This window comes from Streptomyces sp. NPDC058964, from assembly GCF_042741275.1.
Taxonomy (GTDB): Bacteria; Actinomycetota; Actinomycetes; order Streptomycetales; family Streptomycetaceae; genus Streptomyces.
Genome location: NZ_JBHYKH010000002.1, coordinates 1 through 13,613, shown reverse-complemented (window position 1 = coordinate 13,613; position 13,613 = coordinate 1). Strand labels below are relative to the sequence as shown.

Annotated in this window: 12 protein-coding genes; 8 read left to right on the top strand and 4 right to left on the bottom strand. The window is 70.7% G+C overall.

Features of this window, described 5'->3' with window-relative positions; all coding sequences use genetic code 11:
* Position 1 precedes the first annotated feature (1 nt).
* Together ACFW2E_RS00375 and ACFW2E_RS00370 are read left to right on the top strand one after the other, a co-directional pair.
* Entirely contained in the window at positions 2–1,411 is a 1,410-nt protein-coding gene (locus ACFW2E_RS00375; protein WP_384459003.1) for an FAD-dependent oxidoreductase, read from the top strand.
* Positions 1,408–2,622, top strand: a complete 1,215-nt coding sequence (locus ACFW2E_RS00370; protein WP_384459000.1) for an NAD(P)/FAD-dependent oxidoreductase — start codon at positions 1,408–1,410, stop codon at positions 2,620–2,622. The genes ACFW2E_RS00375 and ACFW2E_RS00370 overlap by 4 nt, the downstream gene beginning before the upstream one ends.
* Before the next feature lie 148 nt (positions 2,623–2,770).
* Here the strand turns inward: ACFW2E_RS00370 and ACFW2E_RS00365 are convergent, their stop codons facing one another.
* The gene (locus ACFW2E_RS00365) at positions 2,771–3,418 is read right to left on the bottom strand and encodes a hypothetical protein (RefSeq protein WP_384458998.1); all 648 of its coding nucleotides are present in this window, start codon (positions 3,416–3,418) and stop codon (positions 2,771–2,773) included.
* On the opposite strand from ACFW2E_RS00365, the gene ACFW2E_RS00360 reads away from it, so the two are divergent.
* From ACFW2E_RS00360 to ACFW2E_RS00345, 4 genes are all read left to right on the top strand, one after another.
* On the top strand, positions 3,417–3,704 hold the full coding sequence (locus ACFW2E_RS00360) for a serine hydrolase (RefSeq protein WP_384458995.1): 288 nt from the start codon (positions 3,417–3,419) through the stop codon (positions 3,702–3,704). The two genes, ACFW2E_RS00365 and ACFW2E_RS00360, sit on opposite strands and share 2 nt — an antisense overlap.
* Positions 3,705–4,086: 382 nt before the next feature.
* On the top strand, positions 4,087–4,659 hold the full coding sequence (locus tag ACFW2E_RS00355) for a PadR family transcriptional regulator (RefSeq protein ID WP_384458992.1): 573 nt from the start codon (positions 4,087–4,089) through the stop codon (positions 4,657–4,659).
* 100 nt (positions 4,660–4,759) lie between these two features.
* Positions 4,760–6,484, top strand: a complete 1,725-nt coding sequence (locus ACFW2E_RS00350) for an acyl-CoA dehydrogenase family protein (RefSeq protein WP_384458989.1) — start codon at positions 4,760–4,762, stop codon at positions 6,482–6,484.
* A 271-nt stretch (positions 6,485–6,755) separates the two neighbouring features.
* Complete coding sequence (locus ACFW2E_RS00345) at positions 6,756–8,030, top strand: cytochrome P450 (protein WP_384458986.1); 1,275 nt, start codon at positions 6,756–6,758, stop codon at positions 8,028–8,030.
* A gap of 120 nt (positions 8,031–8,150) precedes the next feature.
* On the opposite strand, the gene ACFW2E_RS00340 is transcribed toward ACFW2E_RS00345, so the two are convergent.
* From ACFW2E_RS00340 to ACFW2E_RS00330, 3 genes are all read right to left on the bottom strand, one after another.
* Entirely contained in the window at positions 8,151–8,660 is a 510-nt protein-coding gene (locus ACFW2E_RS00340) for a GNAT family N-acetyltransferase (RefSeq protein ID WP_384458983.1), read from the bottom strand.
* A 111-nt stretch (positions 8,661–8,771) separates the two neighbouring features.
* Positions 8,772–10,142 (bottom strand): S28 family serine protease, encoded by a 1,371-nt coding sequence (locus ACFW2E_RS00335; RefSeq protein WP_384458980.1) that lies wholly within the window; start codon positions 10,140–10,142, stop codon positions 8,772–8,774.
* A gap of 467 nt (positions 10,143–10,609) precedes the next feature.
* Positions 10,610–11,518 carry a helix-turn-helix domain-containing protein gene (locus ACFW2E_RS00330; protein ID WP_384459120.1) on the bottom strand — a complete coding sequence of 303 codons (909 nt, stop codon included), beginning with the start codon at positions 11,516–11,518 and terminating at the stop codon, positions 10,610–10,612.
* A gap of 193 nt (positions 11,519–11,711) precedes the next feature.
* On the opposite strand from ACFW2E_RS00330, the gene ACFW2E_RS00325 reads away from it, so the two are divergent.
* Complete coding sequence (locus ACFW2E_RS00325; RefSeq protein WP_384458977.1) at positions 11,712–12,353, top strand: NAD(P)-dependent oxidoreductase; 642 nt, start codon at positions 11,712–11,714, stop codon at positions 12,351–12,353.
* 148 nt (positions 12,354–12,501) lie between these two features.
* Complete coding sequence (locus tag ACFW2E_RS00320; RefSeq protein ID WP_384458974.1) at positions 12,502–13,326, top strand: MBL fold metallo-hydrolase; 825 nt, start codon at positions 12,502–12,504, stop codon at positions 13,324–13,326.
* Positions 13,327–13,613: the final 287 nt, after the last annotated feature.

Sequence of the window (13,613 nt, the reverse complement as noted above, 5' to 3'; positions counted from 1 at the left end):
CGTGAGCAACATCCTCGTCATCGGCCATGGCCCGGCTGCTCACCGACTGCTGCGTGAGCTGCGGCGCCACGGGCATCGTGGAACCGTCACCGTTCTGTCGGCGCAACACCGCCCCGTCCAGCACCGGCCGTTGCTCACCACCGTCCTGGCCGGCCGGTTCGGGGCCGGAGTGCTGCGCCCGGCGCCCGAGCCCGGTGTGCGCGTGCTGGCCGGAGCCGTCGCGACCGCCATCGACACCGGCCGCCGCCTGGTGCACGCCCGGCAGGAGGACATCGTCACAGCGCACCCCTACGACATCCTCGTCCTCGCCTGTGGCGCCAGCCCCGTGATCCCCGCGCTCCCTGGGGTGACGGACCGGGACGGACAGCTCTCTGCGGGCGTCACCACACTGCGTGAGGCCGCCGACTGCGACCGCGTCCAAGGCGGCGCCGTGGCGGTGCTCGGCGGCGGACCGCTCGGCGTGGAGACGGCGAGCGCACTGGCCCTGCGGGGCACCGCGACCACCCTGGTCTGCTCCGGCCCCCACCCGTTGCACGAACGGCTCGGCGACACCGGTGCGGCACTGCTGACCACACGACTGCAGGAGGCCGGCGTCACCGTCCTCGGCGGGCGCGACGCCGTACGCCGTGAACCGCGTCGCCTGCTGCTGGACGACGGCACCGAGGTAGCGGCCGACAGCCTGGTCCTGTGCACTGGCGTGGAACCCGAGACCCAGCTCGCCCGTGCGGCCGGTATCAGGGTGCACCACGGGATCGTCGTGGACGACACGCTGCGCACCAGCGACAGCCGCGTCCACGCCATCGGGGACTGTGCCGAGCACGCGGGACGGGCGGTGGCCGGCTACGAGTCCGCGCTCGCGCAGGCCGACACCCTTGCCGCGGTGCTGACGGCCCACAAGGCGGCGCACCGGCCCGCCCCCGCTGTCTTGCGCCTGCGCAGCCACGCCGTGGACGTCGCGTGCGTCGGGCCGCTCGCCGCGTTCCGGCGGCACGGCATCCGAACCGTCGGCCTGCTCGACACGGCCGGCCGGCGCTACGCACGACTCGCGCTGGACGGCGACCGGATCGCCGCCGCCGTACTGCTCGGCCTGCCGGAGGCGATCGCCACCGTCGGCCATCTGTACCGGCGCGGCCTGCCGGTCCCCTCAGACCGGCTGAGCCTCCTGCTCGGCATCCGGTCGCAGCTCACTACGGCCGGGGACGACGACCGGGCGGACGCCGTGGTGTGCCTGTGCAACCACGTTTCCCGGCGGCAGCTCGCCGACGCCTGGGGGCTGGGCGCCCGGACGGTTACCGCACTGGCCCGGGCCACCCGTGCCACCACGGGCTGCGGCAGCTGCGCCGGGCGAGTGGAGACGCTCTGCGCGGGCTGGGCGGATGAGACAGGACGGGAACTGGAGCCGACGCCATGACATCCACCCTGGTCGTGATCGGGCACGGCATGGTCGGCCACCGGCTCGTGGACACGCTCCGCGAGCTGGACCGGGCCCGCCGGTGGCGTGTGGTCGTGCTGGGCGAGGAACGGGAGCCGGCCTACGACCGTGTGCGGCTGTCCGCCTACCTTGGAGGCCGCAGCCGGGCACAGCTCAGCCTCGTCGGCCCCGAGTTCCTGGCGGATCCGCGGATCGAGGTGCGCTCCGGACTGCCGGTCGTCCATGTCGACCGGCGGGCCCGCTCGGTACGGACGGCCGACGGCGACGTGATCGGGTACGACGCGCTGGTACTGGCCACCGGTTCGCGTCCGTTCGTCCCGCCCGTGCCCGGCCGGGACCACGGCAACTGCTTCGTCCAGCGGACGCTGGACGACGCCGACGCGTTGCGCGCCGCTGTCCGGCCAGGGCGGCCCGCGGTCGTCGTCGGAGGTGGCCTGCTGGGGCTGGAGGCAGCGCAGGGAGTGCAGTTGCTCGGGATGCGACCTCACCTTGTGGAGGCCGCGCCCCATCTGATGCCCGCGCAGCTCGACGCCGAGGCCGCGCACGTCCTGCGGGACGGCGCCGTCCGCCTGGGCCTGCACCTGCACTGCGGTACCACGGTGGCGTCGGTGAACGCCGGCACGGACGGCACGGTGCGGTCCGTCGCCCTCGGCGACGGCACCGTGCTCGACGCCGACCTGGTGGTCTTCGCCGCCGGAGTGCGCCCCCGGGACGACCTGCCGGTCGCTCCCGCCCTGCGGCTCGGCGACCGCGGCGGGTTCCTCACCGACGCCCTCTGCCGGACCTCGGACGACCGCATCTGGGCCATCGGGGAGTGCGCGGCTGTGCTCGGGCGCTGCCACGGTCTGGTGGCACCGGGTTACCGGATGGCGGAGAGTGTCGCCCGGCAGTTGACGGGCCACCCCACCGAGCCGCTCGGCGACATGGACAGCTCCACTGAGCTGAAACTGCTCGGCGTCCACGTGGCGACGTTCGGAAGCACCTCGGGCGAGGACGGCACCGCACTGGAGATGACGTTCCGCGAGGGAGCCTCCCGTTATGCCAAGGTGTTCCTGCGCCCGGACACAGGAGCCCTGCTCGGTGGCATCCTCGCGGGTGAGACGGGTTCCCGGGCCGATCTCGCGGCCCGGGTCGGCCGACCGCCGACCGCCGACCTCGAGCGCGCGCTGTTCCCCGATCCGTCGTTCTAGCCGAGGGCCCCGGCACCTGCAGGGACAGGACCCCGCCGCCCAACGCCACGGTGGAGGCGAACTCGGCTTGACGTTCGCGGCTGCCGGTTCCAAGCGGCTGCGCCTGCTGGACGACCGTGGTCGACCCGCCGTCATCTGCCGTCGTCGGTCACCCCTGAGCATCCTCGGACGGCCCGGCGTCGGTCCCGCTGACAGCCGAACGACGGCCTCCGCAGGAGGCGACCAACGCGTCTGCCACGATCGCCGCGTCTGCGTCCGCAACATCTGCCGGGTATTCCGGCAGCAGATCGTCCCAGACCGGCATCCATGATCCGTACAGCTGGGCCTGTCCCTCGGGCCGGGCGAAGAACCAGATGTGCAGGTGCGCGCCTCCATCTCCGATGCGGTAGACGTGGGCTCGCGAAATATTCGGCAGGGCCTGCACGTGGCGGACGATGTGCGTGGACAACACCCCCAGTTCGGCTGCCAGTTCATCGGGCAGGTCGGCCATGTCGTAGTGGTCACGCGGATGCAGCATGAGCACCAGCGGCACACCGACACCCGGGACCCGGGCGAGCCGCCAGCTGTCGTTGAACCAGACTCCTTCGTCCCGGTTGCGGCACGCCCCGCAGTCCGAGGGGTCCTCGCCGTGTCGTGCGGGCTCGGGCAGGACCGGAGGCCGCAGCGGCGTGACGCGCAATCCCTCCGGTTCGAACGGGCTGATGTCCCACCCTGTCATCCGTGCCAGCGGGAGCCGACGCTCATCATCAGCGGCGGCAAGCGCGTGTTCGTAGAACTCATCAGGTCGCAAAGCCATGGTCCGAAGACTAGTTCGGCGTTGCGGGTGCAGCCGACCGGCCGCGGACGGCGTCCTGGGCCCGGACCGCCGCGTTGCCTCGTACCGGCAGGACCTCGCCGCAGAGGGCAAAGGCGGGATCACCCGGCGCGAGCTGCTCGCGCACCGGGCCGGGGTGACCGGCCTGGATGCCGGCTGCATCCCTGAGGAGCCGGCCGACGACCGGGTTGGTCGCGGCCCGCCTGGCTGGCCGGGCAGCGCCCGTTCTGGCAGCCGGGGCGGTTCATCGGTTACCACGGGTTGGTGATCGGCGCGCTGGACGGCGAGGTGGTGTTCCGGGCCACCGGGCGCACTCTGCAGGAGCGGCAGGAGGAGCGGATCCGCTCTCCTACGGCCTCGACCGGTGGCTGGGCCTCCCGGAGTCCGAGGAGCCGCGCTTCCTCACCACCCTGCCGATGCTGCCGACGCGGACGCGGACGCGGACGCCGGAGCCGCAGGCCGAGCTCGAGGCCGCCGCGCACAGCCCCTACAGCCCCTACAGCCTGGGCGGCATAGCCTCGGGCCGCCCTCGGGCGGCGAGGACTGGCTGAATCGCCGATGTCTGAAACGCCTCGTCCGGAGGGTGAGCCGCGTCGCACCGGAGCGGGCCAGGCTTGCTGTGCAACAAGTTGCATAGGAGGATCGGTGGCATGGCGCTCGAACACGCGATTTTGGTGTCGCTCTTGGAGAAGCCCGGTTCCGGTTATGAGCTGGCCCGGCGTTTCGAGCGGTCCATTGGCTACTTCTGGACCGCGACCCACCAACAGATCTATCGCGTGCTCAAGCGCATGGACAACGACGGTTGGGTCGACGTCCGGGACGTCCCGCAGCAGGGCCGGCCGGACAAGAAGGAGTACTCCGTCGCCGACCTCGGCCGGGCCGCGCTGTCCTCCTGGTTGCACGATCCGATCGAGCCGGAGAGCGTCCGCCACGACCTGGCCGTCAAGATCCGGGGCGCCGCCTTCGACGACCCGGCCGCCCTGATCCGCGAGGTGGAGCGACACCGGCAGGTGCACCGGAACCGGCTGGCGCACTATCTCGCCGGAGAGGCACGGGACTTCACTCTGCCCGAAGCAGGCACGTCCGGTCCACAGGCACCGCTCGACGCGGAGCGGGAGCTCCAGCACGTCGTACTGCGCGGCGGCATCGCTTACGAGCGGATGATGATCGACTGGCTGGACGACGTGCTCGCCACGCTGGCCCGGTTCGGTCCAGGCCGCTGACCGCCGCCGCCGGCCCCGCCGCCCACCCTCCCGATCCGGCCCGTCCAGCCGTCAGACGTACCGACTCCCACCCGTCCACCAGCCGAAAGGCGACATCCTCATGGCTGACCAGCCGCTGTTCAACCCGCGCACCTACGACCCCGTGCACTTCGACCCCGAAACGCACCGCTTGCTGCGTGCCACCGTCGACTGGTTCGAGGAGCGCGGTAAGGGGCAGCTGATCGAGGACTACCGGACCCGCGCGTGGCTCGGCGACTTCCTCGCCTTCGCAGCGAAGGAAAACCTGTTCGCCACGTTCCTGACACCGTCGTCCGCCGCGGGGGCGGGAGAACCGGACAAGCGGTGGGACACCGCCCGGATCGCCGCGCTCAACGAGATACTGGGCTTTTACGGCCTCGACTACTGGTACGCCTGGCAGGTCACGATCCTCGGCATCGGGCCGGTCTGGCAGAGCGACAACGCGACCGCCCGCGCCCGCGCCGCGGAACTCCTCACCCGGGGTGAGGTGTTCGCGTTCGGCCTGTCCGAAAAGGCTCACGGCGCTGACATCTACTCCACCGACATGCTGCTCGAGCCCGACGGCAACGGCGGCTTCCGCGCCACGGGCTCCAAGTACTACATCGGCAACGGAAACGCCGCCCGACTCGTCTCCGTCTTCGGCCGCCGTACCGACGTCGAGGGCCCCGACGGCTACGTCTTCTTTGCCGCCGACAGCCGTCACCCGGCCTATCATCTGGTCCAGAACGTCGTCGACTCCTCGAAGTTCGTCAGCGAGTTCCGCCTGGAGGACTACCCCGTAGCAGCCGAGGATGTCCTGCACACCGGCCGTGCCGCCTTTGACGCCGCTCTCAACACCGTCAACATCGGCAAGTTCAACCTGTGCACCGCCTCGATCGGCATCTGCGAACACGCGATGTACGAGGCCATCACCCACGCCCACAACCGCGTCCTCTACGGCCGCCCCGTCACCAGTTTCCCGCACGTGCGGCGCGAGTTGACCGACGCGTACGTCAGGCTCGTCGGCATGAAGTCGTTCAGCGAGCGCGCTGTCGACTACTTCCGCTCCGCCGGCCCGGACGACCGCCGCTACCTGCTCTTCAACCCTATGACGAAGATGAAGGTGACCACGGAGGGTGAGAAGGTCATCGACCTGATGTGGGACGTCATCGCCGCCAAGGGCTTCGAGAAGGACAACTACTTCGGCCAGGCGGCCGTGGAGATCCGCGGTCTGCCGAAGCTGGAGGGCACGGTCCATGTCAACCTGGCTCTGATCCTGAAGTTCATGCGCAGCCATCTCCTCGACCCGGCCGAGTACCCCGGCGTGCCGACACGTCTCGACGCGGCCGACGACGACTTCCTGTTCCGGCAGGGGCCGGCCCGCGGCCTCGGCTCGGTGCGCTTCCACGACTGGCGACCCGCCTTCGACACTTACGCGCACCTGCCCAACGTGACCCGCTTCCGCGAACAGGCCGATGCGCTCTGCGCGTTCGTAGCCACGGCCGCCCCCGACGCGGAGCAGAGCCGCGATCTCGACCTCGTCCTCGCGGTCGGGCAGCTCTTCGCCCTCGTCGTGCACGGGCAGCTCGTCCTGGAGCAGGCCGCCCTGACCGGACTCGATGAGGACGTTCTCGATGAACTCTTCGCCGTCCTCGTGCGGGACTTCTCCGCGCACGCCGTCGAGCTGCACGGCAAGGATTCGGCGACCGCGCAGCAGCAGGCCTGGGCGCTGGGTGCGATTCGGCGGCCGGTCGTCGACGAGGCCCGTACCGAGCGGGTCTGGGAGCGGGTCGAGGCGCTGTCGGGCGCGTACGAGATGGCTCCGTAGGCGCGTCCACGCATCACCGGTGGCGAGCCGCGTGGGGCCGCCACCGGTGGGTCAGGGTTCGGCTCCGTGTCCATTCCCGCCGGCCATGTGGCCAACCCGTACGCGGGGCGGAAGGGCCGGTCAGCGGCGGGCCGTGTCGGCCCGGCTTCGGAAGCCGGCCGAGGTGGAGGGGCCGGGCCCTCGGCCGAGGCATCGGCGGAACGGACTTGTACAACAGGCCCTCGACACCGCACTGTTGCCGGTACTCGTCCATACGATCAGGAGTCCCGGCATGTCCTCCCACACCCCCGCTCCCGCCCACGTCGTCGACCCCGCCGGCGGCTGCCCGCACGCCCTGAACGCCGGCCTGCGGGCCCGGGGGCCCGTTGCGGACATCGTCCTGCCCGGCGGGGTGCCCGCAGCGGTCGTCCTGGGGCACGAGGCGCTCAAGGAATTCCTCTCCCACCCCGACGTGGCCAAGGACGCCCGCCACTGCCCGGCCCTGATCGACGGCACGATCCCCGCGGACTGGCCGCTGCGGGTCTTCGCCAACGCCCAGGGCATGCACACCGCCGACGGCGCCGACCACCGCCGGCTGCGCTCCCTCGTCGGCAACGCCTTCACCGCCCGCCAGGTGGAGCGGCTGCGGCCGCGCATCGAGGGTCTGACCGCCGGCCTCCTCGACGACCTCGGCCGGGCCGCCGCCGAGGACCCGGACGGTATCGCGGACCTGCGCACCCACTTCGCGCTCCCGCTCCCGATGAGCGTCATCTGCGAGCTGCTCGGCGTGGACCCCGAGCACCGCGGCCGGCTGCACGACCTCACCTACACGGTGGTCATCGCCACCGACACCACCCCGGCCGAGGTGATGGCCGCCGTACGCGAGCTCGTCGAGCTGCTCGGCACGATCGCGGCCGCCCGCCGGGCCGCCCCCGGCGACGACCTGACCAGCGCCCTGATAGCCGTCCGCGAGGACGGCGGCGACCGGCTCAGCGAGGCCGAACTCATCGGCACGATGCGCCTGATGGTGGTCGCCGGCCACGAGACCACCCTCAACCTGATAAGCAATGCCGTACGGGCACTGTGCACCCACCGCGACCAGCTGGCGCTGGTCCTCGAGGGCAAGGCCACCTGGTCGGACGTGGTGGACGAGACGCTGCGCTGGGACGGCCCGGTCAGCTGGTTCCCCTTCCGCTACCCCACCCGCGACCTGGCCCTCGGCGGCACCGTGATCCCGCAGGGAACCCCGGTCCTCGCCGGCTACACCGCCGCCGGGCGCGACGAGGCCTTCCACGGCCCGGACGCCGACCGCTTCGACGTCACCCGGCCCGGCGCGGCCCGGCACCTCTCCTTCGGCCAGGGCGTGCACTACTGCGTGGGCGCCCCGCTCGCCCGCCTCGAGGCCACGATCGCCCTGGAACGGCTCTTCACCCGCTTTCCGGACCTCGACCTCGCCGTCCCCGAGGCCGAACTGCCCCGCCAGCGCAGCTTCATCGGCAACAGCGTCGAAGCGCTCCCGGTCCGGCCGGTGCGCACCGGTCCGGCGGTGAGACGCGCTTCCCGCTGACGCCTGCCGGCCTTCCGCGGCGGGCGGGGACAGTTCTGTGCTCAGCCGGCCCGGCGCACCGGGGTACATCCCGCTCCAGGTCTGGAAGTTGCGGCCGCGAGGACATCATGACAGTCGTCGTCAGGCCAGATCCCTGCCCGGGTCCATCACCCAGTGGTTGGTCTTGAGGGCTTGGCCCGCGAAGGTGACGTCGACCTCGGACAGGAACCGGAAGCCGACAGCGCGGCAGATGCCGTTCGAGGCTGCGTTGCTCGTTGCGGGGAAGGCGTGTACGAGGCCCCAGCGGTCTTGATCCCGTGCCTGCTCCAGGAGGGTACGAACGGCGCGTTTGCCCAGCCCCTGCCCTTGGAATTCCGGCAGAACCATCCAGCCGATCTCGGAGATCGGTCCGGCAGCGGTTTCCTCGGACCACAGGGTCACCGTTCCTGCCACCACGTCAGGGCTGGCCGGATCGGGAATGATCATCTTGAGCCAGGCGAGATCCGCTGCTGCCTGCTGGGCATCCCGGCGGACCTTGTCCGCCATCCCCTCACCAGGCAGGGGCCCGCCGAGGTGGGCCATCATGACGGGATCGCACCGCATCCGGACATAGGCATCGACATCGTCCGGTGAGACGTTGCGCAACTGCACTGAGTCCTCCTTGGTTTCACCGGGGGATGGTCTCGTGATCACGGCCTGGGACGACGTCCTGTCAGGTGGATGATGTGTCATTGGTGAAGGGGCGCCAGGATCCCAATGCTGTCACGCCGATGATGTCTGTTGCTTGATTGACGGGTTGTCGGCCCAGCGGGTCAGCATGGCGGTGGCCTCGGCACGTTCGGCGGGGGGCAGCTCGGTGATTGTGGCGGTGTGGTTGGCGTCGGGGGCCCATAGGATGCGGGAGTCGTGCGGGCCGGGCTGGAAGGGTTTGGCGACGGAGGGGTCCTGGGCGCCGTTGATGAAGAGGAGACGGCTGCCGTGGCGGCGGACCCAATGGTCGATGTCGGGCATGGCGTCACGGTCGAAGGACATCGGGATGTCGCGTGGGACGAACGTACGGGGCTCGGTGGCGTCGGGATAGCGCAGGAGGTCGGTCAGGTGCCGGGTGGGGAAGCCGACGTATCCCAGCTGGGTGCCGAGTTGGTAGAAGTACGGGACGTAGTGCTGCAGGGCCGTGTCGGCGTACAGGGGCAGGCCTGTGATGTCGTCGAGCCACGCGTACAGCTCGTCGGTGCCGGCGTCCGGCCCGGGTATGGAGGCGCGGTCCGCAGCGGTATGGCGCTGCCAGAACATGAACGGGGCTCGCAGGACGGCGGTTTCGATGGCTTCGTCGGCGCTGCCGATGATGCGGAACGCGGTGTTGTGGGCGGCGGCCCAGGCCTCGTAGCGGGTGACCAGGTCGGTACGGCGCAGCAGGGCCTGCCGCTGCACGGCCGCCAGGGCCTCACGGCAGTCGGCGGTTCCCACGTTTTCCAGGAACCGCAGGTAGGCACTGTTGTCGCGGTCGTCGGCGTTGTCAGGGGCGGAATAGGCGACCGTGCCGTCCACGTCGTGGGGGTGGAAACGGCGGTGGTAGATGCTGGTCATGCCACCCTTGCTGCTGCCGGTGGAGATCCACGCCCCGGGGTACAGGCGCCGGAAGAGCCGGACGACGCGATGGTGGTCGTCGGCGGCCTGACGGATGGTCAGCAGGGAGTAGTCGGCGTTCGCCGGGCGCGAGGAGCCGAAGAAGCGGTGCTCGACCTGTAGCTGATTGCCGCCCAGCAGCACTGTCGGCTCCGCCCGCCGGGGCGTCAGCACTGCCTCGTAACCCGTGCTGAAGAGCACGGTGGGGCGGTCGGCGGAGGTGTGCAGCAGGGTCAGGCGCTGCTCGAAAGTCCCAGCCGCGGGGTTCGTGTGGTCGGCCGGCTGGCGCAGACCCAGAACGAAGAAGCGGTACCCGGGCTCGGCGCCCTGGCGCTCCTCGATCACCCGCAGTCCCGGCAGGGCCTGCAAGGCCGTCAGGAAGTTGTCGTCGCCCGGGCTGCCGGTCCGGTTGCCCGCCGCGGCGGCTGGGGGTGCGGCCGCCGTGGCGGCGGCACCCGCCGTCATCGCCGCCGAGGCGAGCAGGCGCCGTCTTGTCCACGTGTGCATGGTGTTTCCTCCTGGGCCACGGCCGCCGCGACGGCACCGGACCCGGAGCGGTGCAGCGGACTCTTCCCTGACGGGCTGACCACTCCAGTACAGCTTCCGGGCACCTCGGCTGGATCCCGCGCGCGGGGGGACCGTCTCCCCCGGGAGAGGGAGGCAGTACCCCACGATCACTCCTCCCCGACCGGCTCCCGGGCCAGGTCCCACCGCCACAGCCGCCTGCCGTACCTCCGCCAACTGCTCTTCGAGTGCGTCCAGTTCCGCGCGCCGCACGGTGATCCGTTCCAGCAGCTCGGGATCCAGCGTGCACAGGATCGTAGAAGGCCGCCCAGCCGCAGCGAGCGAGAACCGGACGGCCAACTCCCCGCTCCTGCTGCCGTCCGTCTGCTCAAGAACTGCTTCGTGGCGGGATTTGGAACCGCCGCCCGCGCATTCATCCAGTGGCACCGCGCCGGAGCGGGAGGCGGGCCCTACCTCGTGGTCTGGCCGCGGATGGCGGTGCGAAAGGCAATGGGGCTTTGCCCGGTGCGCTGCTGGAAGTACTTGCTGAAGTTGGTGGCACTGGAGAATCCGAGGTGCTGGGAGATCTGCGCGGCGCTTTGGTCGCCGTGTGCCAGGAGGCGTTTGGCTTCCAGCACAAGGCGCCGGTCGATGAAATCTTTCGCGCCGATGCCTGCCGCGGTCTTTGTGGCGCGGGTCAGTGTGCGCGGTGAGTACCCAAGGGCGCCGGCGTAGTCCTCCACGCGCCGACTACGGGCGAAGCCCTGCTCCACTGCGTCACGAAAGCGCAGGAACGTCTCGTCCAGGGCGGTCTGCGGCCGGTCGGCGGGTGTGGTGAGGTGGGAAAGGCGCAGGACGAGTACGGCGAGCAGGTGTCGCAGCGCGGCGATGTGCGCGGTGAGGGGGAGACGCCCGAAGGAGTGGAACTCCTGTGCCAGGTGGTCGCAGGCCATCCGCAGCCGGGCGGCGTCGTGGGCGTCGGGTTCCAGGGCGGCCGGCGCGTAGGGGTCGTCCAGCCGGGCGGTCGCGGCGGTGGCCGCGTCGAGGAATTCCGTCTCGAAGAGCACGGCGGTGCCTTCGGTGTCGTCCATGCGGTGCCATTGCTGGACCTGCCCAGGGCGTACCCACAGCCACGCCCCCGGTCGGAGGAGATGGCCGGTGAAGTCGACCGAGTGCCGCAGCACGCCGCGGGTGGGGGTGAGCAGGTGATGGAAGGACGGCCTCTGCGGCCCGGTCATGCTTGTGGCCGGCAGGCGTGCGCGCAGCAGGGCGAAGGACATCACCTCCACCCCTGAGGGCACTCCGGCCGGGGCCGCGAACGGCACCTCCCGGATCGCCGCCTTTCTCCTGTCGTCGGCAGGCTGTCGGATTTTCACCATCATCAGTCGTCCCCCTACCCGGCCCCGTGCTTTCCCACCTCCTAGTTTGGAGGTGTGCCCGGCAGTAAGCGACCTTTCGGGCGCAGAAAACGTAAAGGAGCCGAAGGGCGCGCCGAGTGTGGCCCGCGACGACCGCGGCTCGCGACCGGAGGCCGCCCCACGGGCCGCCGGACGCAACGATGAGGAGTTACCCATGAAAATCGTTCTCTTCGGTGCCACCGGCATGATCGGGCGGCGTATCGCTGCCGAGGCCGTCCAGCGCGGTCACCAGGTGGTGGCCGCCTCCCGCTCCGGGCAGGCGCCGCTGGACCATTCGCTGCTGACGGCTGCGCCGGTCGACGCCGGCTCGGTGCAGCAGGTCGCCGAGGCGGTCAGTGGTGCCGGCGTGGTCGCCTCCGCACTGGTGCCGCTGCGAGACGGAAGTGACCCCCGCAAGCCGTTCCTCGCACTCAACGAGGCATTCCTGGAAGGGGTCCGCCACGGGGGTGCGCGGCGGGTCGTCATCGTCGGTGGCGCCGGCTCCCTGACCACCGACGGTGGTATGCGCCTGATGGACGCTCCCGGTTTCCCGGCGGAGTACCGCGGAGAGGCTCTGGCGCACGCGGACCTCCTGGAGGCACTCGGCCGGGTCGACGACCTGCTGTGGACGTCCGTCTCTCCCGCCGCGGTGATCGCACCCGGTGAGCGCACGGGTGTCTTCCGCACAGGCGGAGACACGCTCCTCACCGACGCCAACGGCAACAGCGCCATCAGCGCCGAGGACTACGCCATCGCGTTCATCGACGAAGTCGAGCGCACCACGCACCCGCGCGCCCGTATGTCCGTCGCCTACTGACCCCCCGGTAAATACGCCTGACAGCGCGGCCAATACGGCTCATCGCGCGGACCTGCTGCGCCGTCCCCGGTTCCCTGGGCCGCACGCCCGAATGCGCCACAATGCGTTATGCCGCCCTCACCCCACGTTATTCCAATAGGAGATACCCATGTCCGTGACCGTGAACAGGTTCGCCGCGCCGACAGCGAGTGTGAACAGCTGGCTGGTGACCGATGACACCAGCCTCATCGTCGTCGACGTCCTGCGCAGCAGTGCGGAGGCAGCCGAGCTGGCCGACGAGGTGACCGCCTCCGGCAAGCAGTTGCTCGCAGTGGTCGTCACCCACGGCCATCCCGACCACTACATCGGGCTTCGTACCTTCGCCGAACGCTTCCCGGAAGTGCCTCTGCTCGTCGCGTCCCAGGAGATCGCCGACGACATCACCGGCTTCACCGCCTGGATGGAATCCGTCGGCTGGCTGGACGCCGAACCCACCATGAAGCCGCGCAGCACCGCCAACCCCGACGGCTTCGACTACGGCCTCATCCGGGTTGCCGACCGCCCGGAACTGACACTCGCCGGGGGAGCGGTCGTACGGCTGGACACCGACTGGCCCGCCGCGGAAGCCGACCACACCACTGTGGTGCACGTCCCCGACGCCAACGCGGTCCTCACGAGCGACCTGGTCTACTCGGGCGTCCATGCCTGGGAAGGCCCGCAGGTCACCAGGGACAAGATCCAGTCATGGCTGTCGGCCCTGGGCACCCTGCAGGAGCGCTACGGCACCCACGTGACCGTCCACCCCGGCCACGGTCCGGAAGGCGACACGGCCCGCTATGAGGAGATCCGCCGATACCTGGATGACTTCCTCGCCGTGACCCAAACCGCCACCGACCGGGAGGAGGCCATGGCCGAGATGATCCGCCGCTACCCCGAGCACAGCCAGGCCGACTTCCTGCTGCCCCTCAGCATCGACTTCCACGTCCAGGCCTGACGAGCCGCCCGTAACCTCATGAGAGGCCGATGTCGTCGCCCCCGGCACCACACCCACCACGGCACCTACATGCTGATCCACGCAGTTCACCCGGCCACCCTCCCGCCGAGCGCGCCCTCGCTGCAATCCTCGCCTCCCCGCGGATCTGTTGGAAAAGTGGGGGGTCGAGGAGCGCCGGGGGGGGGGGGGGAGGGGGCGCGCGGGGGGGGGGCGGCGGGACGTGGCGGTCGTGGGTTCCCGGCCCTCAGCCGACGGAGGCGTTGCGCATGTTGATGTCGTCCGGGGTG

Coding starts and splice junctions, on each gene's coding strand:
- ACFW2E_RS00370 (WP_384459000.1), top strand. CDS start 1,408: ATGACATCCACCCTGGTCGTGATCGGGCACGGCATGGTCGGCCACCGG.
- ACFW2E_RS00360 (WP_384458995.1), top strand. CDS start 3,417: ATGGTCCGAAGACTAGTTCGGCGTTGCGGGTGCAGCCGACCGGCCGCG.
- ACFW2E_RS00365 (WP_384458998.1), bottom strand. CDS start 3,418: ATGGCTTTGCGACCTGATGAGTTCTACGAACACGCGCTTGCCGCCGCT.
- ACFW2E_RS00355 (WP_384458992.1), top strand. CDS start 4,087: ATGGCGCTCGAACACGCGATTTTGGTGTCGCTCTTGGAGAAGCCCGGT.
- ACFW2E_RS00350 (WP_384458989.1), top strand. CDS start 4,760: ATGGCTGACCAGCCGCTGTTCAACCCGCGCACCTACGACCCCGTGCAC.
- ACFW2E_RS00345 (WP_384458986.1), top strand. CDS start 6,756: ATGTCCTCCCACACCCCCGCTCCCGCCCACGTCGTCGACCCCGCCGGC.
- ACFW2E_RS00335 (WP_384458980.1), bottom strand. CDS start 10,142: ATGCACACGTGGACAAGACGGCGCCTGCTCGCCTCGGCGGCGATGACG.
- ACFW2E_RS00330 (WP_384459120.1), bottom strand. CDS start 11,518: ATGGTGAAAATCCGACAGCCTGCCGACGACAGGAGAAAGGCGGCGATC.
- ACFW2E_RS00325 (WP_384458977.1), top strand. CDS start 11,712: ATGAAAATCGTTCTCTTCGGTGCCACCGGCATGATCGGGCGGCGTATC.
- ACFW2E_RS00320 (WP_384458974.1), top strand. CDS start 12,502: ATGTCCGTGACCGTGAACAGGTTCGCCGCGCCGACAGCGAGTGTGAAC.